Source organism: Bradyrhizobium sp. CCBAU 65884 (assembly GCF_028128835.1).
Lineage (GTDB): Bacteria > Pseudomonadota > Alphaproteobacteria > Rhizobiales > Xanthobacteraceae > Bradyrhizobium > Bradyrhizobium ottawaense.
The window spans coordinates 41,180-59,783 of sequence record NZ_LBJU01000129.1 but is presented as its reverse complement, the minus strand read 5'-3'; the positions used below and the strand labels follow the sequence as shown (position 1 = coordinate 59,783).

Here is an 18,604-nt window from a genome sequence, read left to right as displayed (position 1 = left end):
GGAAGGCAGCTGAAGTGAAACGCGTGGAACTGGAAAAGAGCCTGAACGTGACTCTACCGTCGCTCGAAAGCCTCCGGCTCGATGGACTGAATGTCGCGGTGATCGGCGGCACCGGCGGGATCGGTCGGGCATTCAGCCATCAACTCGCAGCCAGGGGCGCGAATGTCCTGGTCGTCGGTCAGACCTTCCGCGACCAGGATATGCCGCGCATCACGTTCATGAAGGCAGATCTGAGCTCGATGCGGGATGCGCGCCGCATCGGCAGCGCGCTGCCCGCCGGCAAGATGGACATCGTTGTCTTCACGACCGGCATCATGGCAGGCCCCAAACGCGAGGTGACGGGCGAAGGCATCGAGCGCGACCTTGCCGTCAGCTATCTGAGCCGCCGCGTCATCCTCAACGAGATTGCTCCGCGACTTGGCAAGGACCGCGCCCGGGCCGACCTGAGGCCCCGCATGTTCGTCATGGGATTTCCGGGGACGGAGCAGAGGGCGAATGTCGACGACCTGAACTCGGAACGAAGCTACAAGCGGTTCGCCGCACATTCGAACACCGTGGCCGGAAACGAAGTGCTCGTCATCGAGGCGGCCAGCCGCTTTCCCGACGTCGACGTGTTCGGCCTCAACCCCGGTTTCGTCAAGACCAACATCCGCGCCAACCTGCTCGGGTCGCGCGCGCTGTTCGCCGTCGTGGAATGGCTGACCAGCTTCATGATGGTCGAGCCGGATGCTTATGCCGAGCGGTTGGTTCCGCTCCTGGTGTCGCGCGATCTCAACGGCCGCAGCGGTGCGATGTTCAATAACAAGGCGGAGGCGATCCTGGCGAGCCCGTCGTCCACGGAGCCGTCCTATGCGGCCGCGCTGATGGGGGCCTCCGACAGACTCGTCAGTCGCGCGATGGAAGGTCGAGCGCGGAAGGGTGCATGACCGGGCTTTCTCTCCACCTGCGCGGACAGACCGCCCGATTGTCCTTTACCGTTCAGAAACCATGGCAAATGATCCGAAAATTTTAACGAAACTGCTCGGCTGTCTGCGCGTCGATTCACTGGAGGGCCCGTCTGATGACAGAGCACCAGTTGAGAGAGCAGGAATGCCAGATCGCGCGTTATCGGCGCTTGGAACGGGAGGTGACGGATCCACTTGCCGCGTGCCTGCTTCACGGCATCGTCGAGGAGCTTGAAGCCGAGCTGCGCAAGGAAAGGCCGGATTGGCACGGGCCGCGTGATTAACGGTTTCTTAGCGCTATCATGCGGATTGTTGTGCGGGAATGCCAGGGAGACTGCTCCCATGTTGAAGGACGGGACATATGCGGCGTGGTACAAGACGCCGCTCGACCAGGGGACCGGGATCGTCCATGTCGCAGACGGACAGATCTGGGGCCGCGACAGCCTGATGACGTATCATGGCTCGTGCCAGGTCGATGGAGATCGCTTCACCGCCACCGTATCAACGAAGCGTCATACCGACGGACGTGCAACGGTCTTCGGCGTGGAAGACGAGCTCACCCTGGATATCGAGGGAAACTGTCCCGGCAAGATCGCGACTTACACCGCGACGGCACAACAAGTGCCGGGAATGATCCTCAAGGGCACGCTCATTCTGACCGAACAGCAGCCGCAGGCAAGTGAGCGAACCGAGCAGTTCCCGGCATTCAATCCCGACAAGCTGCCAAAGCTGCCGAAGCGCTCGCGCTGAAAATTTCGTATCGCGATGCGTGACGTCAGGGGCCAGCTGACCGGCTGCTCCAGCGAGGCGAGGGACATCATTTGTCCTCCGGCCAGCCCCGGGCGAGTATCGCGGCTTGTTGCAGGGTGATGCTTCGGACCAGGGGATCCGCATGACGGTGCACGAGTTGCCAATCCGTGCCATCCTTGCGGTAGACCTCGGTCACGCGCAACGACCAGTCTTGGGCCGGCAAACCGCCCACTTCGGCCCGCTGGTGTTCGATCATTGCGAGAACGACGAGCGCGTCCGATGCATGGGTTTGCAAGACCTCGAGCTCGGTTTCGCCTTCCCTGAAGTATCGCGATAGGTCGGCCAGGCGCTTGGGGCTGGCGTCGAATCCGCGACTGGCAGGCCCGCCGAACGGCTGCATCAACGTGAAATCCGGCGCGACGCGGACGAGCTGGAGCCAGCGATCCATGTCGCCACGCATGAACGCGGCATTTTTCGCGCGGGCACGTTCGATGAGGCTGGCTATGGCGTCGTTCCCGGCGGCCGCGTCGGCCGAAAGCTGAACGGACAGCGGAATTGCAGCCGTGGCGGCCATCATCGAGCGCCGCGACATCTTCTCCTGCGGGTCTGGCCAATTGTTCACACCGGGCGGTCTCTTGGTCATCTCGCCTCTCCTGATCGAACGACGAATGCCCCCATCCATGAGACCTTGAACTTGATGAATCCAGCGATATGATTTCAGCATCATGCTGAACCAAATTGATCTATCCAGGATCGACCTGAATCTCCTCGTGCTCTTCCGTGTGGTTCTGGAAGAACGTCATGTCGCGCGCGCTGCAGGCCGGCTGAGCCTGACGCCGTCGGCTGTTAGCCATGCGCTTGGCCGGCTCCGCCTCTTGCTGAACGATCCGCTGTTTCTGCGGACGCCGAAGGGCGTCGTTCCAACGGCGCGGGCCTTGGAGCTCGAGGAGCCCGTGACCGAGATCATCGCGCGCATCGAACAGCTGATCGGCTCGGCTGCACCGTTCGACCCCGCGAAGAGCCGCCGCCGGTTCACGATTGGCGCCCCCGATGCCGTCCTGGTCTCGACATCCGTTCAGCTCCTGCGATCGATCGCGACTGCGGCCCCCCATATCGACCTCGCCCTGATCCACCTGATGCCTGCGCCGCGCGGCGGCGCGATCGGGGAGCCCTGGCACCAAAGCCTCGATATGCTCGAAAGACGCGAGCTCGACGTCGCAATGCTGCCGCTGCCGACGGTATCGCCGCGATTCGAGGCGCGCAGGCTCTACGACGAGGATTTCGTGCTGGCCATGCGCAAGGGACATCCCCTCGCGAAAGCGCCCACCCGTGCTGCATTCTCGCAGTCACAGCATCTGCTGGTGTCTCTCAGTGGTGAAGCGCGCGGTTTCGTCGATCAGATGTTGGCAAAGCGCGGCCTCGAGCGCCGCATCGCCTTGACCGTCCCGAATTTCATGATGGCGCTCGTCCAGCTTTCAGGATCTGATCTGATCGCAGCATTGCCGCGCCGATTGGTGGAGCACCACGCCGGCCGTTTCGGCTTGGTGTTCGTCGAGCTGCCTTTTGCGCGTAAACCGGATGCGATCCGGGCGATCGCAACCAAGGCGGCGCTGAGAGACGCCGGCATCACGTGGCTCATGCAGGTCGTGGTCAGCGCAATCGGAGCAGGTCGGCCCTAAAGCTGCCCCTCTGAAGCCGAAAAATATTCATCCGACGCCGAAAAGTGACGGCATTGTGCCTGCCGCACCGTCTACGTTTGCTGGATCTGGGTCCTCCCGGACGCGCTTCTCAAATGACCTCGAACTGTTCATTGTGCCGGGCCGAAAACCAAGAGAAGCGGAGCAGCATCAATGTCGGACAAGGTCTCGCGTCGCCGGTTTGCGAAGCTCGCGGGGTTGTCCGCAGCCGGGGTGACAAGTCCGCTTGATCTCGTCGAGGCCAGGCCGGCATCGCCGCCGCGCGGCGGCAGCGGTTTTCCGGCGGGCTTTGTCTGGGGCACGGCGACCTCGTCCTATCAGGTCGAGGGTGCGGTCAACGAGGACGGGCGAGGGGCCTCGATCTGGGACAAGTTCGTGCGCATCCCCGGCAAGATCGAGGACGGCACCAATGGTGACCGCGCCAATGAGCATTATAACCGCTACAAGGAGGATATCGCGCTCATCAAGGCGCTCGGCTGCAAGGCCTACCGCTTCTCGGTGGCCTGGCCGCGGCTGTTTCCGGACGGCGACGGCAAGCCCAATCCGAAGGGGCTCGACTTCTACAAACGTCTCGTCGACGAGCTCTTGAAGAACGGCATCGAGCCGTGGCTGACGCTGTATCACTGGGATCTGCCGCAATCGCTGCAGGATCGCTTCGGCGGCTGGCGTTCGACGGAAACCTGCAAGATCTTCGGCGACTACGCCGCCTATGTCGCCGAGCATCTGACTGACCGTGTCAAAAACGTGTTCACGCTGAACGAGAGCGGCCGCTTCGTGTATTTCGGCTACGGCATCGGCATCGACGCGCCGGGCGTGACGCTGCCGCAGGCCGAGGTCAACCAGATCAGGCACAACAGCGCGCTCGCGCACGGGCTCGCGGTGCAGGCGGTGCGTGCCCATGGCCGCCGCGGCACCCGAGTGGGGCCGGCCGAGAACATCGATGCCTGCGCGCCCGCGATCGACACGCCGGAGAACGTCCGTGCCGCGGAGATCGCTCTGCGCGAGATGAATGCCGGCTATCTCAACGTCATCATGACGGGCCGCTACACCGACGCCTTCCTGAAATTCGCCGGCCCCAACGCGCCGAAATACACCGATGCGGAGCTGAAGATCATCTCCTCGCCGGTCGATTTCCTCGGCCTCAACATCTACGCGCCGCAGAACTATGTGGTGGCCTCCGACCAGGGCGCGGGCTTCATGCCGCTGCCGATCCCGAAATCGTTCCCGCACATGAACTCGGACTGGCTGCGCGTCGGGCCGGAGACGCTCTATTGGGTGCCGAAGCTGGCGGCAAAGATCTGGAAGACGGATGCGATCTACATCAGCGAGAACGGCGCCTCCGGCGATGACGTCGTCACGCCGGACGGCAAGATCTACGACACCGACCGCATCATGTACCTGCGCAACTATCTCGCCCAGCTCCAGCGCGCCACCGCCGAGGGCGTGCCGGTCCGCGGCTATTTCCTCTGGAGCCTGATGGACAATTTCGAGTGGGTGTACGGCCTCAACAAGCGCTTCGGGCTGTACCACGTCAATTTCGACACCCAGGTCCGCACGCCGAAACTCAGCGCCAGCTTCTATCGCAACGTGATCGCGAAGAACGCGGCGGGTGCGTAGCTCTTCTTGCTCTCACCGTTCTCACGGGGGCGCGACGAGCTTCGCTCGCGCTGAGAGGGCAGGGGTGAGGGGCTCTATCCGCGAGTCCATCTGCCACCGTCCTTTTTGAAGCTCCCCCTCACCCGAATTTTCCGCTGCGCGTAAAATCCGACCTCTCCCCGCACGCGGGGAGAGGCGAAGGAATGCCGCGCATTGACTCCCATCTCCCCCTGATTGAAAACGCCTCTCAACAATCCACAACAAGAGGACAACGCCAATGACCGATGCACTCATCATCGATGCCTGCCGGACCCCGCGCGGCGTCGGCAAGGCCGGCAAGGGCGCGCTTTCGGGCATTCATCCGCAGCAGCTCGGTGCCACCGTGCTGCGCGCGCTTGCGGATCGCACCGGCATCGACACCGCCGATGTCGATGACATCGTCTGGGGCTGCAGCGCGCAGGTCGCGACCCAAAGCGGCGATCTCGGGCGGATGTCGGCGCTCGATGCCGGCTATGACGTGCGCGCCAGCGCCGTGACGCTGGACCGGTTCTGCGGAAGCGGCATCACCAGCGTCAGCATGGCGGCATCCTCGATCATGGCGGGCGCGGAAGATCTCGTCATCGCCGGCGGCTGCGAGATGATGTCGATGGAAGGACGCCGCGGCGGCGGCCCGATGATGATGGACTCTGGCAATCTGCGCCTGCGCGCGCGGCATCCGCAATCGCATCAGGGCGTCTGCGCGGATGCGATCGCGACGCTCGAAGGCATCACGCGAAGGGACGTCGACGCGCTCGGGCTCGAGAGCCAGAAGCGCGCCGCGCACGCAATCGCGAACGGCCACTTCAACAAGAGCCTCGTGCCGGTTCACCGCGAGGACGGCAGCCTTGCGCTCGACCACGAGGAATATCCGCGGCCGCAGACGACGATGGAGGGCCTCGGCAGCCTGAAGCCGGCCTTTCCGGCGATTGCCGACTATGCGCTCGACGACAAGGGCACGACCTATCGCGGCCTGATCCTGCAGAAATATCCTGATCTCGAGATCGACTTCATGCACCACGCCGGCAACTCCTCCGGTGTCGTCGACGGCGCCGCCGCGATCCTCTTGGCCTCGCCCGCCTACGCCAGGGCGCACGGCCTCAAAGCCCGCGCCCGTGTCGTCGCGATGGCCAACATGGGGGACTCCCCGACCCTGATGCTGAACGCGCCGGTGCCGGCGACGCGCAAGGTGCTGGCGAAGGCGGGGCTGACCGTCGACGACATCGACCTGTTCGAGATCAACGAGGCGTTCGCGGTGGTGGCGGAAAAATACATCCGCGACCTCAAGCTCGATCGCGCCAAGGTCAACGTCAACGGCGGCTCGATCGCGCTCGGCCATCCCATCGGTGCCACCGGCTCGATCCTGATCGGCACCGTGCTCGACGAGCTCGAACGGCGCGACCTCAAGCGTGGTCTCGTCACCATGTGCGCCGCCGGCGGCATGGCGCCGGCCATCATCATCGAGCGCATCTAGCGGGAGCGAAGCTCGCCGCGCCCCTGTGGCAATAGGTGAGGGAGCAGGCGAGACGCCACAACGCGACGATCTAGCCTTATTTTCTAGGGCGAAACGCACTCCTCCGCGCACAAAGAGGCACCTCGTCGCTTGTCGAAAGCGGCGAATCAGCTTTAGCAAGGTTGCGTGCGGGCCTTTGAAACAAGGTAAAATCCGCTGCCTGAGGCTTCTCCCGCTCCGGAAGTCGCTAAAAAGCAGGGTTTTTTGCCGCTGAGGGCCAAAAAAGCCCGTAAAACCGCGACAAAACTGTGCAGAAGGCTATAGGCCTTCGCCGGTTGGTCTAATATGCAACCGGCAACGAATCAGAGGAGACACGATGCCAACCCAAATGTCCAAATCGCAGTTGATCGAAAAGATTGCGACCGCCACCGAGCTTTCCAAGCGCGACGTCAAGAACGTCATGGAGACGCTGACCGACGTCGGTCACAAGGAGCTCAAGAAGAACGGCCTGTTCCTGGTGCCGGGCTTCGCCAAGTTCGTGGTCATCAAGAAGCCCGCGACCAAGGCGCGCAAGGGCACCAACCCGTTCACGGGTGAAGAGATGATGTTCAAGGCCAAGCCGGCCCGCAAGATCGTCCGCGCCCGCCCGGTCAAGGCGGCCAAGGACGCCGTGGGCTAACAACGCAAAGGCCCCCTCGGTCGGAGGGGGCCTTTTGATTGGGGCAGCCGCGAGGGCCTGAGACGGAGGGCTCAACCCTTGCGGCGCTTCACCCGGACCGGAATGGGTTGAAGCCGCGGTCTTGAACCTAGTCCTGGCGCCGCCAGCCCATCGCGAACCCGGTCGATCGCGCGATCGAGCAACTGGCGCAGCCGCTGCGTTGTCCGCGAACTCTTCGCTTTCTCCAGCAGTTTCTTCATCGCATTCACTCCGCCGCTTCGACCTTCGCATCGACCGGCTCGAGGGCAGCGGCGATGGCTTCGTCGACGCGCTCCAGCCAGATGAATTCGAGGTTGTCCCGCGCGCTCTTCGGGATGTCGTCATAGTCCCGCTTGTTGCGCGCCGGCAGCATCACCCGCTTCAGGCCCGCCGCCGCGGCCGCCACCACCTTCTCCTTGATGCCGCCGACCGGCAGCACCAGGCCGCGCAGCGAGATCTCGCCGGTCATGGCGGTGTCGCTGCGCACCGTGCGGTTGGTGAGCAGGGACGTCAGCGCCGTGAACATCGCAACGCCCGCGCTCGGTCCGTCCTTCGGGGTTGCGCCCGCCGGAACGTGAACGTGGATGTCGCTCTTCTCGAACACCGACTGATCGATGCCGAGCTGCGTGGCCTTGCTCTTCACCAGCGTCAGCGCAGCCTGCACGCTCTCGCGCATGACCTCGCCGAGCTGGCCGGTCAGGATCATGCCGCCGCGGCCGGGCACACGGGACGCCTCGATGAACAGGATGTCGCCGCCGACAGGCGTCCAGGCAAGGCCGGTTGCCACGCCCGGAACGCTGGTGCGCTGCGCGATCTCGCCTTCGAAGCGCGGCTGGCCTAGCACGGTGGCGATGTCCTTCGGCGTCACCACCACCTTCGCAGTCGTGCCTTCGGCGACCTGCACCGCGGCATGGCGGAACAGCTTGCCGATCTCGCGCTCGAGGTTACGCACGCCGGCCTCGCGGGTGTAGCCCTTGACCACCAGCTTCAGCGCCTCCGGCTCGATCTCGGCCTGCTCGGCGGTCAAACCGTTGGCCTCGAGCTGCCGCCGCACCAGATAGCGCTTCGCGATCTCCAGCTTCTCCTCTTCGGTGTAGCCGGCAAGGCTGATCAGCTCCATGCGGTCCAGGAGCGGACCCGGGATCTGGTCCAGCATGTTGGCGGTCGCGATGAACACCACGCGCGACAGGTCGAAGGGCACGCCGAGGTAATTGTCCCGGAACGTCCCGTTCTGCTCGGGGTCGAGCACCTCCAGCATGGCTGCTGACGGATCGCCCTGCACGCCACGGCCCATCTTGTCGATCTCGTCCAGCATCATGACGCAGTTGCGGCTGCCAGCCTTCTTGATGCCCTGGATGATGTTGCCGGGCAGCGCGCCGATATAGGTGCGGCGGTGGCCGCGGATCTCGGCTTCGTCATGCACGCCGCCAAGGCTGACGCGCACGAAGGGGCGATCCATCGCACGCGCGATGGACTGGCCGAGCGAGGTCTTGCCGACGCCGGGCGGGCCGACGAAGCACAGGATCGGCGCCTTGCCCTGCGGGGCGAGCTTGCGCACCGCCAGATATTCGATGATCCGTCCCTTGATCTTCTCCAGGCCGAAATGATCCGCGTCGAGGATGGCTCGCGCTTCCTTGATGTCGATCGGCTTCTCCGCAGGCAGCGCCCAGGGCAGCTCGATCAGCCAGTCGAGATAGGTACGGACCATGCCGGCTTCGCCGGCGGCCTCCGGCATGCGCTCGTAGCGGCGCAGCTCCTTCCTGGCGTGCGCGTCCGCCTCCGGCGGCATGTTGGCCTTGGTGATGGCAGACGTCAGCTCGGCGACCTCGGCCGCCTTGCCGTCGCCTTCGCCAAGCTGGCGCTGGATGGTCGCCATCTGCTCGCGCAGGATCGCCTCGCGCTGCCGCTCGTCGAAGCTGGCGCGTGTCTTCTGGCCGATCTCATTGCTGATGCGCAGCACCTCCAGCCGCTCGGCCAGATGCTTGGACACCTTCTCGACGCGCAAGGCGAGGTCGATGGTCTCCAGCACCTCCTGCTTGTCCTGCGGCTTGATGTCCATGAACGAGGTCGCGAGATCCGCCAGCGCGCCGGGCGCGGTGGTGCCCTGGAACATCGCGGCGAGCTCGGGCGGCGCCTGCGGCAGCAGCTCGATCGCCTCGATCGCCTGGCGCTGCAGATTCAGCGCGCGCGCCTCGATCTCCGGCGAAGTCGTGGTGGGCTCCGGAATCTGCTGGATGCGCGCAGCCGGGAACGGCGTCCCCGGCAGGAAGTCGAGGATGCGCGCGCGCTGCACGCCCTGGCAGACGATGTGATGGGTGCCGTCGGGCGCGGTGATGTAGCGCACGATGTTGGCGATGGTCGCGACCCGGTAGAGGTCGTCCGGCGTGGGATCATCGACTTCGGGATTGCGCTGCAGGACGATGCCGATCGGCCGCTGCTCGCGCAGCGCCTGCTGCGCCGCCGCGATCGATTTCGGCCGCGCGATCGCGATCGGCCCGATCGCGCCGGGAAACAGCACCATGTCGCGCACGGCGACGATGATCAGCGCGTCTTCGGGGATCTTCACGTCGTTATTGGTCTGTTCGTTGTTCATCTGTTCGGTGGCCATGATCGACCTCAGGATTTGGCGAGGCGCAGCGCGACGCAGCCGTCCATCACGAAGCGGCTGATGGCGTAGCGGCCGAGGGGCAATGCAATGCGGCGCTCAAAACGCCCCTGCGGCAGTTCGAGCCGGTGGATACGGGCGTTGCGAAGCTCCGGCGGAAGCGTGCGCTGGCCGGAGACGACGAGCACGCCGTCATGAATGACCGTCTCGACATTGTCCGGATTGACGCCGGGAAGCGCGACCAGGATCAGCAGCTCATGCTCGGTTTCGAGCACGTCGATCGGCGGCTCCCAGCAGGCTTCCTGGCGGCCGAACTGCTGGCGCAGCCGCTCGGCGCGCGTCAGCTGGTCCAGGGCTTCGGACAGCATCCAGTCGAGGGGATTTTTGGGTTGCATGATGCGGGCTCAGGGGTGGGAAAGCCTGCATATGGGGCTGGTTCCCGGGAAATCCAGTGCGGTGGCGCTGACGTGCCATGCGCCATCGTGCGATCGCAAAAGCAAGCGCCGCGGCTCTGGCCCAAAAAGCAAACGCCGCGGCTCTGGCCCAAAAAGCAAACGCCGCGGCTCTGGCCGCGGCGTTTCGTCATCGGCTGGCGCGCGGGTCAGGCCGCGGCGCGGTAATCTTCTTCCGCCTCGAGGTTGATCACCGAGGTGGCCAGCTCGGTCAGCGTATGATCGGTCGCCTCTTCCTCGTCCAGCGTCGCCTGAAGCAGCCTTGCTGCGTCCTGCATGCCGAGCTCCTCGGCCCAGGTGCGCAAGGTGCCATAGCGGGAGATCTCGTAGTGCTCGACCGCCTGCGCGGCGGCGAGCAGTCCCGCATCGAGCGCCGGCGCTCCCTTGAACTCCTTCATGATCTCGGCGCCCTCATCGGTAATGCCGTTGATCGCCTCGCAGGGCTTGCCGCGTGCAGGCTTGCCCAGCATCTTGAAGATCTGGTCCAGACGCTTGACCTGGCCCTGGGTCTCGCGCAGGTGCTTGTTGAAGGCGGCCGCGAGCTCTTTCGAGTTTGCAGCCTTGGCCATTTTGGGCAGGGTCTTGATGATCTTGTTCTCGGCGAAATAGATGTCCTTCAGCGTCTCCAGAAACAGGTCGCTGAGCATCTTCGGCGCCTGACGCGGTCGGCGCGCTGTGGTCTTCTTGGGTGCGCGTTTCTTCGCTCGTTTAGCCATATGTCCTCCTCTTGAGGTGACACGGGAAGGCATCTCCTTCCCCAATCCTCAGCCCATCAAAGCCGTTTGGAGAACGAAAGTTCCAAACTGCAACCGGCGCGCGCGGCGACCGTTCAGGTCGGGCGCTTGTAGGGATCTTCCTGGCGCTGTCGGGCCTCGGTGTTGCGATCGAGCTGCGCCCGCTCGCTGCGCCTGAGGTGGCCGGCCTTCATCACGCCATAGACGAGGACCCCGCCGAGCACGAAGGCTCCGATGAACCAGAGCCAGAGCAGGTTGGCCGAGAGCTGGCCGAGAAGCATTCCGATTCCACTGTCGCTCATTGTCGCCTCCAGTGATTTCCAAAGCGGCTTTGCTGGGCTAAGTCAGCCCGGCAGCCATCGTTCCAGCGTCCAAGGACCCCACCGACACATGCTCGACTTCGCCCTGTCCGCCTTCGTGACGCTGCTGCTGGTTGTCGATCCGGTCGGCCTTGCGCCGGCCTTCCTCGCTGCGACCGCCGGCATGCCCGACAAGGTCAAACGAACCATCGCATTGCGCGCGCCGCTGATCGCGGCCTCGATCCTGGTGGTGATCGCGCTGGTCGGAAACTGGCTGCTGCGCCAGCTCGGAATCGGCATCCCCGCCTTCCAGATCGCCGGCGGGCTGCTGCTGTTCGGCGTGTCCTACCAGATGATCTTCGGCGATCGTCCGCATCGCGAGGCCCGCGAGGCCGACAAGGCGACGTCCGAGCACGCCTCCGATGTCGCGGTGTTTCCCCTGGCCATTCCCATGATGTCCGGCCCCGGCGCGATTGCGACCACGTTGCTGCTTTCGGGCGATGCCGGCTATGGGGCGAGGCTCGCGGTGATCATCGCGGTCGTGCTCTCGGTCTGCCTGCTCTGCATGCTGTGCTTCGTCTCGGCTCACCTGATCGCGAAAACCCTCGGCCGGACTGGAAATGCCGTGCTCTCGCGCGTCCTCGGCATGCTGCTCGCCGCCTATTCCGTGCAGTTCGTGATCAACGGGATTGCGGCGGTCAGGACCAGCCTGCCATAGGGCTGCGACAATCTGTGAATTCGTTGATTTTGCCGTCCATTTGGTGATTTGGCAGGAGGGGCGACAAGGTGGCACCGGATCCGGGCCGCTTTCGCTTGCACTGCCATATTGCTTTGACGTACTTCGGGTCTAACAAGCCCATCGTCAGGAAATCGGGATGTCGACGACAGCGGAAGAGCTCGCCAAGAGACAGGCCATCATCGACGCCTGCCGGCGCATGAACGCGCTCGGCATCAACCAGGGCACCTCGGGCAACATCTCTGTCCGGCATGTGGACGGGCTCCTGGTCACGCCGACCAGCGTGCCTTATGAGGCCATGACGCCGGACCAGATCGTCTTCATGGCCATGGACGGCACACATGCGCCCGATCAGAAGCCGTCGAGCGAATGGCGCTTTCATCGCGACATCCTGAAGTCACGGGGTGACGTCAACGCCGTCGTGCACGCCCATCCGACCTATTGCACCATCCTGGCGATCATGGGCATGGAGATTCCGCCGGTGCACTACATGATCGCGGCGGCCGGCGGCGACAGCATCCGCTGCGCGCCCTATGCGACGTTCGGAACCGTGGAGCTGTCCGAACATGCGGTGCGGGCGCTGGAGGGGCGGCTTGCCTGCCTGCTGGACCATCATGGCATGATCGCGATCGGCAAGACGCTGGACAAGGCGATGTGGCTCGCCGTCGAGGTCGAAACGCTGGCGCGGCAATATCACGGCTGCCTCCAGATCGGGAAACCGCCGCTGCTCCCCAGCGAGGAGATCGAACGGGTCCGCCAGCGCATGGCCGGCTACGGCCTGTCGGAAGGTTAGGGCGGGCGGTGTTCGCGCGGATCAGACATCTCACCGATCGCAAGGGATCTAACCGCGTCATGGTTCGGCTGCGCGCGCTGTTGCGCAGCAACGAGTTCTATCTGATCCCGCTGGCGCTGGTGATCGGCACGCTGGCCGGGGCGGTGGTGACGCTGATGGCGCATATCGCGCAGATCGCGCACGTGGTGATCTATGGAATTCCCGTCGATGTCCACTTGTCGGCCCACGCGAGCGTCAGCCCGTGGGCGGCACTGATCGCGCCGGCGCTGGGTGGGCTTTCGCTTGGCATCATGGAGTGGTCGCGGCGTCGGATGAAGATTTCGAACGCGGTCGACCCGATCGAGGCGAACGCGCTGCGCGGCGGCAATCTGTCGATGCGGGACAGCGTCATCGTGTCGAGCCAGACGCTGATCTCCAACGGCTGCGGCGCCTCGGTCGGCCTCGAGGCCGGCTATACCCAGATCGGCTCGGGGATCGCCTCGCTGTTCGGCAAGTTCTTCAATCTGCGCCGCAACGATCTGCGCCTGATGGTCGGCTGCGGCGCTGCGGCTGCGATCGCGGCGGCATTCGGCGCGCCGATCACCGGTGCCTTCTACGCCTGTGAGTTGATCGTCGGCGTCTATTCGGTCGGCAGCGCGGCCCCGATCCTGGCAGCCTCGCTCGCCGGCGCGCTCACCGCGCAATGGCTCGGCGGCGCGCCATACTCGCTGGAGATACCCAAGGTCAGCGCCGTCGGCGTCGAGCAATATCTGGCCCTGATCGGGCTTGCGCTCATCACCAGCGGCGTCGGCATCGCCGTGATGCGCTCCTCGCCGATGTTCGAGCGCCTGTTCGCCTGGCTGCCGATCTGGCTCCGGCCGGTGATCGGCGGCCTCATCGTCGGCGGCTTCGCCATCGTGACGCCGCAGGTGCTGGCGGCCGGCCATGGCGCCATGGTGCTCGATCTCTTTCACGACATGACGATCGGCCTGATCGCGCTGATCATCGCCCTAAAGGTGACAGCCTGCCTGGTCTCGCTCGCCTCGGGCTTCCGCGGCGGTCTGTTCTTCGCCTCGCTGTTCGTCGGCAGCCTGATCGGAAAGTTCTTTGCCGCGGTGCTGCTCTTGATCAGCCCGAACTTCGCCATCGATCCATTGGTTGCGATGCTGACGGGCATGGCGACGCTCGGTGTCGCCATCGTCGGCGGCCCCCTGACCATGTCGTTCCTGGTGCTCGAGATGACCCGCAATGTCGACGTCACCGCCGTGGTGCTGGCCGGCTGCATCGTCACCTCGATCTGCGTCCGCTTCATGTTCGGCCACTCCTTCTCGACCTGGCGCCTGCATCTGCGCGGCGAGACCATCCGCAGCGCCAATGACGTCGGCTGGCTGCGCAATCTCACCGTCGAGCGGCTGATGCGCTCCGATGTCGGCAAGGTGCCCTCGACCACGACGATCGCCGCCGTCCGCCGCGAGTTCGCGCTGGGATCGCGGCCCGGTATCGTCATCGTCAACAATTCAGACGAATATGTAGGCTTGGTCCTGCTGCCGGACCTGTTCTCCAGCGACCTCGACACCATCGCCGACGACATTCAGGTGATCGAGCTCGCCCGCCTGATCGACATCGTGCTGATCCCGGAAATGAACGTGAAGTCGGCGATGGCGGTGTTCGACGAGGCCGAAGCCGAGATGCTGGCGGTGGTGGATTCCACCGACAGCCGCAAGGTGGTCGGCTTCCTCACCGAAAACTTCGCCCGCCGCCGCTATGTCGAGGAGATCGACAAGGCGACGAGGGGTGTGCTGGGCGCGCTGTCGTAGGCGCCTTCTATCGACCGGGTTGAGGCGGGGCCGCGACCAGGAGCGTCACGATCCGCCGCACCATCGGCAGCACCACCAGCAGCGTCGGAAAGGCGACTAGCCAGGACAGCGCCCAGGCGCCCGGCCAGGTCGCGAGGAACGCCGGCGTCGCCCCCAAGCTCCGGAGCGTCGAAATGACCGACACCACGGCCGTCATGAGGATGGACAGCACGAACGGCATCACGATCGGCGCATAGCGCGCCGGCAGTTTGCGAACCACAATCATCTGATTTCTCTTGGAAAAGGACGCGTCGGTCACGTTGAACCCTGCAAATGGCATCGATCCCGACGGCGTCGGTTGATGCGTTGGTTCACGTGAAACGCTTACGGCGACCGAAAAACGGCGCGGCTGTTCATTATCCGCTCAGGTTCGATGGTTCAAGCTGCGAGTTGGTCGTTCGGTTTACAATCGTTCAAAGCGTGGCAGATTGCCGCGAACATGAAACCATCTCAACGGTTTGCGCATTGAATCCGGTTTGCAGATCCCTACGTTTGGCAACAGCATCGGCAAGATTATAGGAAGGTCAAAATGACTGTGAGACCCATGATTTCCGCAGCCGGCCGCAACATGGTGCTGGCCGCGTTCGCAAGCCTGGCATTGGTCGCAACCTCCGCATCGCCCTCGGCTGCGGCGTCCCCCGGGGCGGTGTCAGCGAAGCCCGTCACGGCAGGGCAGGGCTCCTCCGACGTCACCGATTTCAGCGCAGCCCGGCGTCGCCACTATTATCGGCGCGGGTCGAACGCCGCAGGCCTCGCCTTCATGGGCGCCGCGGCGGGTATCATCGGCGGGGTGATCGCCGAGCAGCGGCGCCGCGACTACTACGAGAACCGCTATTATTATGGGTCGCGACCCTACTATGGCGGTCAGGGCTATTATGGCGGTCAGGGCTATTACGGCGGCGGCAGTCCCTTCTATTACGATCCGGGCTACTGAGCGGCTGTTTTCAGCGCGGCCCCGAATGATTGCGCGATAAAGGGCGGTGCTTTGCGCCGCCCTTTTTTGATGTGTCGGTATCCTTGTAGCCCGGTGGAGCGAAAGCGTAATCCGGGGCCGCTCGCCCGGCGTCTCGCACCGTCCCGGATTGCGCGGAGCCTGTCATCGGGCGGCGCTTCGCGCCGACCCGTTGGCGCCATCCGGGCTGCGGGACCGAGCCTGTGTCGCCCTCTGTCAATCCTCGTCGCCGAAAATATTCCACTTTACCGAAATTCGGTTTCGGCGTATGTGTTGCCCATCCCGGCTCACCAGGAGGGGCGATCTTGTGTCGTCACGCATCGCGAGCCGGGCTTGCGGTGGACGCGGCAGCGTCGGCACGAGAGGCGCGGGCAGGGCGGGGTGTCCCTGTGAGCCCGAGGCTTCGTGCGACGAGCGGCGCTGCTAGGCTTCGTCTCGTCTGTAAGTTTCCGGCTTCGTCGACGGGGCCCGGAAAAACTGCGGCGAAATGGCGGGCCGCGCGTACGGCAAAACCGTGTGGTCCTGGCCGTCGTTGCCACGGTCAAGTCCTGCGAAGGTGCGAGCGAGCCCAACCGGGCGGACTGCATCATCCAATTCGCGGGGCGAGGGAGGCCAGAAGGAATGGTCGGCTCCCGGGAGATCACGGCATAAGCCGTCCAGCCACTGCGCAGGGAAGGCCGAGTGATCGGCACCACCTGTATGCTGCTGTGCGGTTCTTTCTGCGTGTGCATTTCGCGCAGCGGACCGCGGGTGCGAGCTGGCACCCGGCCTTCCCTGCGCCCTCTTGGATCGGAGGGTGGCGAGACCAGGCAAAGCTCGGGCGAAATGCGCCGCGAGGCCGAAGAGGCGTGTCTGCGAGCTGAGCTACGTGCCACAAACTCGATCTCGTAGGGTGGGCAAAGCGCAGCGTGCCCACGCCTTGTTGCTTATGGACGGAGATCGTGGGCACGGCGCTATGCGCCTTTGCCCACCCTACGGCAGCGCCGCTGGGATGTGCACTGGAGTCGCAATGACATGTGGAGACAGCCTGCGCCTCACTCAGCTCTCATGCCCCGGACGCAGCGCAGCGTCCCCGGCGATGCGAAGCATCGTCCGGTGCGGTGCGCTGCAGAGCGCTGCAGAGCCGGGGCCCATCCATCCGCGTCGTACCGTGTCGCCATCTGGATCCGAGCTATGCGCAGCAGCGGCAAGAAGCGCTGCGGCTTGTCCGGGACACGGCTAAATATTCGGCAATCGCGCGCTCCGGCGCCGATGGACTTGCCCGCCCCAATCCGGTTCAATGGGCCAATCGAGCTTTCAGGCGACAACGATGTCGAGATATCTGCTGGTCCTGCTGCTGCTGGCGTCACCGGCGGCCGCGCAAGTCAAGTTGGCGCCGAAGACCGCGGCCGGACATCCCGATCCCTGTGTCCCGATCGGGCGTACCGCCGACGGCAAGCTGGTCTACTCCATGACATGCGAGATCCTGCCGGCACCGCCCCCGCCGCCGCGGGCGGAACTGAAGGAAGCCCCTCCGCCGGCCGCCGAGCCGGAACCGGAGACGCGGCGGAGCGGCATTTTCGGCTGGTCCTACGACCGCAGGTGACGCGTCCGCGCCCCTTGCGCGAAACTGTCGGGAGTGCTCTTTGCTTGAAAATTATCCGTGGGGCCACCGGCCCCGATCCAGAGAGATGAGATGAGCAAACTCGTTATCCGTGCCGGCGACTTCACCTTCGATGCCCGCTTCGAGGAGCAACTGGCACCCAAGACCGTCGCCGCCTTCCGCAAGGCATTGCCGTTCGAAAGCCACATCATCCATGTGCGCTGGAGCGGCGAGGGCGTGTGGATGCCGCTCGGCGATCTCGATTTCGGCGTCGGCTACGAGAACCACACCAGCTATCCCGCGCCGGGCCAGATCATCCTCTATCCCGGCGGCATCAGCGAGACCGAGATCCTGCTGGCCTATGGCGGCGTTCACTTCGCCAGCAAGATGGGCCAACTCGCCGGCAACCACTTCATCACGCTGACCTCGGGCCTGGAGAATCTGGCGACGCTGGGCAAGAGCGTGCTGTGGAAGGGCGCGCTGCCGATCCGCTTCGAGGAAGTCTGAGTGGCTGACACACGCTACCCGCGCGATCTCCGCGGTTACGGCCGCAACCCGCCGCACCCCGAGTGGCCCGGCAACGCGCGGGTCGCGGTGCAGTTCGTCGTCAATTTCGAAGAAGGCGGCGAAAACAACATCCTGCACGGCGATCGCGCCTCGGAAGCGTTCCTGTCCGACGTGCTCGGCGCGCAGCCCTGGCCGGGCCAGCGCCACGCCAATATCGAATCGATGTTCGAATATGGCTCGCGGGCCGGCTTCTGGCGGCTGTGGCGGATGTTCACCGCGCGCAACTGGCCGACCACCGTGTTCGGCGTCGCCACCGCGCTGAAGCGCAACCCCGAGATCGTCGCCGCCATGAAGGAGGCGGGCTGGGATATCGCCAGCCACAGCCTGAAATGGATCGAGCACAAGGACATGACCGAGGCACAGGAGCGCGCCGAGATCGCGGAAGCGATCCGCGTCCACACTGAGGCCACCGGATCGCGGCCGCTCGGCTGGTACACCGGGCGCTCCTCGATCAACACCAACCGTCTGCTGATGGAGGAGGGCGGCTTCCTCTATCTCTGCGACTCCTATGCCGACGATCTGCCCTATTGGGTCAAGAGCGCGGGCGGCAAGCAGCTCGTCATTCCCTATACGCTAGACGCCAACGACATGCGCTTCATCAACCCGCAAGGCTTTGCCGAGGGCGAGCAGTTCTTCACCTATCTGAAGGACGCCTTCGACGTGCTCTATGCGGAAGGCGAAACTGCGCCGAAGATGATGTCGGTTGGCCTGCATTGCCGCCTCGCAGGCCGGCCCGGCCGCGCTGCGGGGCTGATGCGCTTCCTCGATTATATCGGCAAGCACGAACGCGTCTGGGTGCCGACGCGATTGCAGATCGCCCAGCACTGGCACGACAAGCATGCGCATCTCGCGGCCACTGCGTTCGAGATCGGTTGA

The 18,604-nt window shown here is 64.6% G+C and carries 21 protein-coding genes and 1 pseudogene; 15 read left to right on the top strand and 7 right to left on the bottom strand.

The genetic code is table 11. The features are described 5' to 3' along the window. Positions 1 to 14: 14 nt before the first annotated feature. The 3 genes from XI03_RS30920 to XI03_RS30910 all read left to right on the top strand — a co-directional run bounded on the left by XI03_RS30920 (position 15) and on the right by XI03_RS30910 (position 1,694). Positions 15 to 926 (top strand): SDR family NAD(P)-dependent oxidoreductase, encoded by a 912-nt coding sequence (locus XI03_RS30920; RefSeq protein ID WP_271594222.1) that lies wholly within the window; start codon positions 15 to 17, stop codon positions 924 to 926. A gap of 134 nt (positions 927 to 1,060) precedes the next feature. Next, positions 1,061 to 1,228: a hypothetical protein gene (locus tag XI03_RS30915; RefSeq protein WP_162832255.1), complete on the top strand. Its 168-nt coding sequence runs from the start codon at positions 1,061 to 1,063 to the stop codon at positions 1,226 to 1,228. 58 nt (positions 1,229 to 1,286) lie between these two features. Further along, complete coding sequence (locus XI03_RS30910; RefSeq protein WP_038973576.1) at positions 1,287 to 1,694, top strand: hypothetical protein; 408 nt, start codon at positions 1,287 to 1,289, stop codon at positions 1,692 to 1,694. Positions 1,695 to 1,761: 67 nt separating this feature from the next. Here the strand turns inward: XI03_RS30910 and XI03_RS30905 are convergent, their stop codons facing one another. After that, positions 1,762 to 2,337, bottom strand: coding sequence for a YybH family protein (locus XI03_RS30905; protein WP_152102586.1), 576 nt, complete (start codon positions 2,335 to 2,337; stop codon positions 1,762 to 1,764). Between the two features lie 82 nt (positions 2,338 to 2,419). Here XI03_RS30905 and XI03_RS40350 point away from each other — a divergent pair. The 5 genes and pseudogenes from XI03_RS40350 to XI03_RS30885 form a co-directional block, all read left to right on the top strand. Further along, a pseudogene (locus tag XI03_RS40350) lies at positions 2,420 to 2,569 on the top strand (LysR family transcriptional regulator); the annotation flags it as partial. Between the two features lie 78 nt (positions 2,570 to 2,647). Next, positions 2,648 to 3,373 carry a LysR substrate-binding domain-containing protein gene (locus XI03_RS30900; protein ID WP_333936554.1) on the top strand — a complete coding sequence of 242 codons (726 nt, stop codon included), beginning with the start codon at positions 2,648 to 2,650 and terminating at the stop codon, positions 3,371 to 3,373. Between the two features lie 171 nt (positions 3,374 to 3,544). Further along, positions 3,545 to 5,008, top strand: a complete 1,464-nt coding sequence (locus XI03_RS30895; protein WP_271594220.1) for a GH1 family beta-glucosidase — start codon at positions 3,545 to 3,547, stop codon at positions 5,006 to 5,008. A 256-nt stretch (positions 5,009 to 5,264) separates the two neighbouring features. Then, positions 5,265 to 6,497, top strand: coding sequence for an acetyl-CoA C-acetyltransferase (locus XI03_RS30890; protein WP_271594219.1), 1,233 nt, complete (start codon positions 5,265 to 5,267; stop codon positions 6,495 to 6,497). 355 nt (positions 6,498 to 6,852) lie between these two features. Beyond that, positions 6,853 to 7,155, top strand: coding sequence for an HU family DNA-binding protein (locus XI03_RS30885; RefSeq protein WP_018320691.1), 303 nt, complete (start codon positions 6,853 to 6,855; stop codon positions 7,153 to 7,155). A gap of 71 nt (positions 7,156 to 7,226) precedes the next feature. Here the strand turns inward: XI03_RS30885 and XI03_RS30880 are convergent, their stop codons facing one another. The 5 genes from XI03_RS30880 to XI03_RS30860 form a co-directional block, all read right to left on the bottom strand. Next, on the bottom strand, positions 7,227 to 7,394 hold the full coding sequence (locus tag XI03_RS30880) for a hypothetical protein (protein WP_162832254.1): 168 nt from the start codon (positions 7,392 to 7,394) through the stop codon (positions 7,227 to 7,229). A gap of 5 nt (positions 7,395 to 7,399) precedes the next feature. Beyond that, a complete protein-coding gene (gene lon / locus XI03_RS30875; protein ID WP_038973572.1) occupies positions 7,400 to 9,781 on the bottom strand; it encodes an endopeptidase La in 2,382 nt (793 codons plus the stop codon). 8 nt (positions 9,782 to 9,789) lie between these two features. Further along, positions 9,790 to 10,173, bottom strand: coding sequence for an Hsp20/alpha crystallin family protein (locus XI03_RS30870; RefSeq protein WP_028142669.1), 384 nt, complete (start codon positions 10,171 to 10,173; stop codon positions 9,790 to 9,792). A 206-nt stretch (positions 10,174 to 10,379) separates the two neighbouring features. Further along, complete coding sequence (locus XI03_RS30865; RefSeq protein WP_028142668.1) at positions 10,380 to 10,946, bottom strand: YciE/YciF ferroxidase family protein; 567 nt, start codon at positions 10,944 to 10,946, stop codon at positions 10,380 to 10,382. A gap of 113 nt (positions 10,947 to 11,059) precedes the next feature. After that, positions 11,060 to 11,266: a hypothetical protein gene (locus tag XI03_RS30860; protein ID WP_018320686.1), complete on the bottom strand. Its 207-nt coding sequence runs from the start codon at positions 11,264 to 11,266 to the stop codon at positions 11,060 to 11,062. Positions 11,267 to 11,354: 88 nt separating this feature from the next. On the opposite strand from XI03_RS30860, the gene XI03_RS30855 reads away from it, so the two are divergent. From XI03_RS30855 to XI03_RS30845, 3 genes are all read left to right on the top strand, one after another. Then, positions 11,355 to 11,981 carry a MarC family protein gene (locus XI03_RS30855; protein WP_271594218.1) on the top strand — a complete coding sequence of 209 codons (627 nt, stop codon included), beginning with the start codon at positions 11,355 to 11,357 and terminating at the stop codon, positions 11,979 to 11,981. Between the two features lie 157 nt (positions 11,982 to 12,138). Continuing rightward, entirely contained in the window at positions 12,139 to 12,792 is a 654-nt protein-coding gene (locus XI03_RS30850; RefSeq protein ID WP_028142666.1) for an L-fuculose-phosphate aldolase, read from the top strand. 8 nt (positions 12,793 to 12,800) lie between these two features. Further along, entirely contained in the window at positions 12,801 to 14,588 is a 1,788-nt protein-coding gene (locus tag XI03_RS30845) for a chloride channel protein (RefSeq protein ID WP_028142665.1), read from the top strand. Positions 14,589 to 14,595: 7 nt separating this feature from the next. On the opposite strand, the gene XI03_RS30840 is transcribed toward XI03_RS30845, so the two are convergent. Further along, the gene (locus XI03_RS30840) at positions 14,596 to 14,853 is read right to left on the bottom strand and encodes a DUF2798 domain-containing protein (RefSeq protein ID WP_026202400.1); all 258 of its coding nucleotides are present in this window, start codon (positions 14,851 to 14,853) and stop codon (positions 14,596 to 14,598) included. Between the two features lie 303 nt (positions 14,854 to 15,156). Here XI03_RS30840 and XI03_RS30835 point away from each other — a divergent pair, with 303 nt between their 5' ends. From XI03_RS30835 to puuE, 4 genes are all read left to right on the top strand, one after another. Next, on the top strand, positions 15,157 to 15,561 hold the full coding sequence (locus tag XI03_RS30835; protein WP_028142664.1) for a hypothetical protein: 405 nt from the start codon (positions 15,157 to 15,159) through the stop codon (positions 15,559 to 15,561). 1,327 nt (positions 15,562 to 16,888) lie between these two features. After that, positions 16,889 to 17,164, top strand: a complete 276-nt coding sequence (locus XI03_RS30830) for a hypothetical protein (protein ID WP_028142663.1) — start codon at positions 16,889 to 16,891, stop codon at positions 17,162 to 17,164. 90 nt (positions 17,165 to 17,254) lie between these two features. Further along, positions 17,255 to 17,668 (top strand): DUF3830 family protein, encoded by a 414-nt coding sequence (locus XI03_RS30825; protein WP_014493672.1) that lies wholly within the window; start codon positions 17,255 to 17,257, stop codon positions 17,666 to 17,668. Further along, positions 17,669 to 18,604: an allantoinase PuuE gene (gene puuE, locus XI03_RS30820; protein ID WP_028142662.1), complete on the top strand. Its 936-nt coding sequence runs from the start codon at positions 17,669 to 17,671 to the stop codon at positions 18,602 to 18,604. It begins immediately after the preceding gene.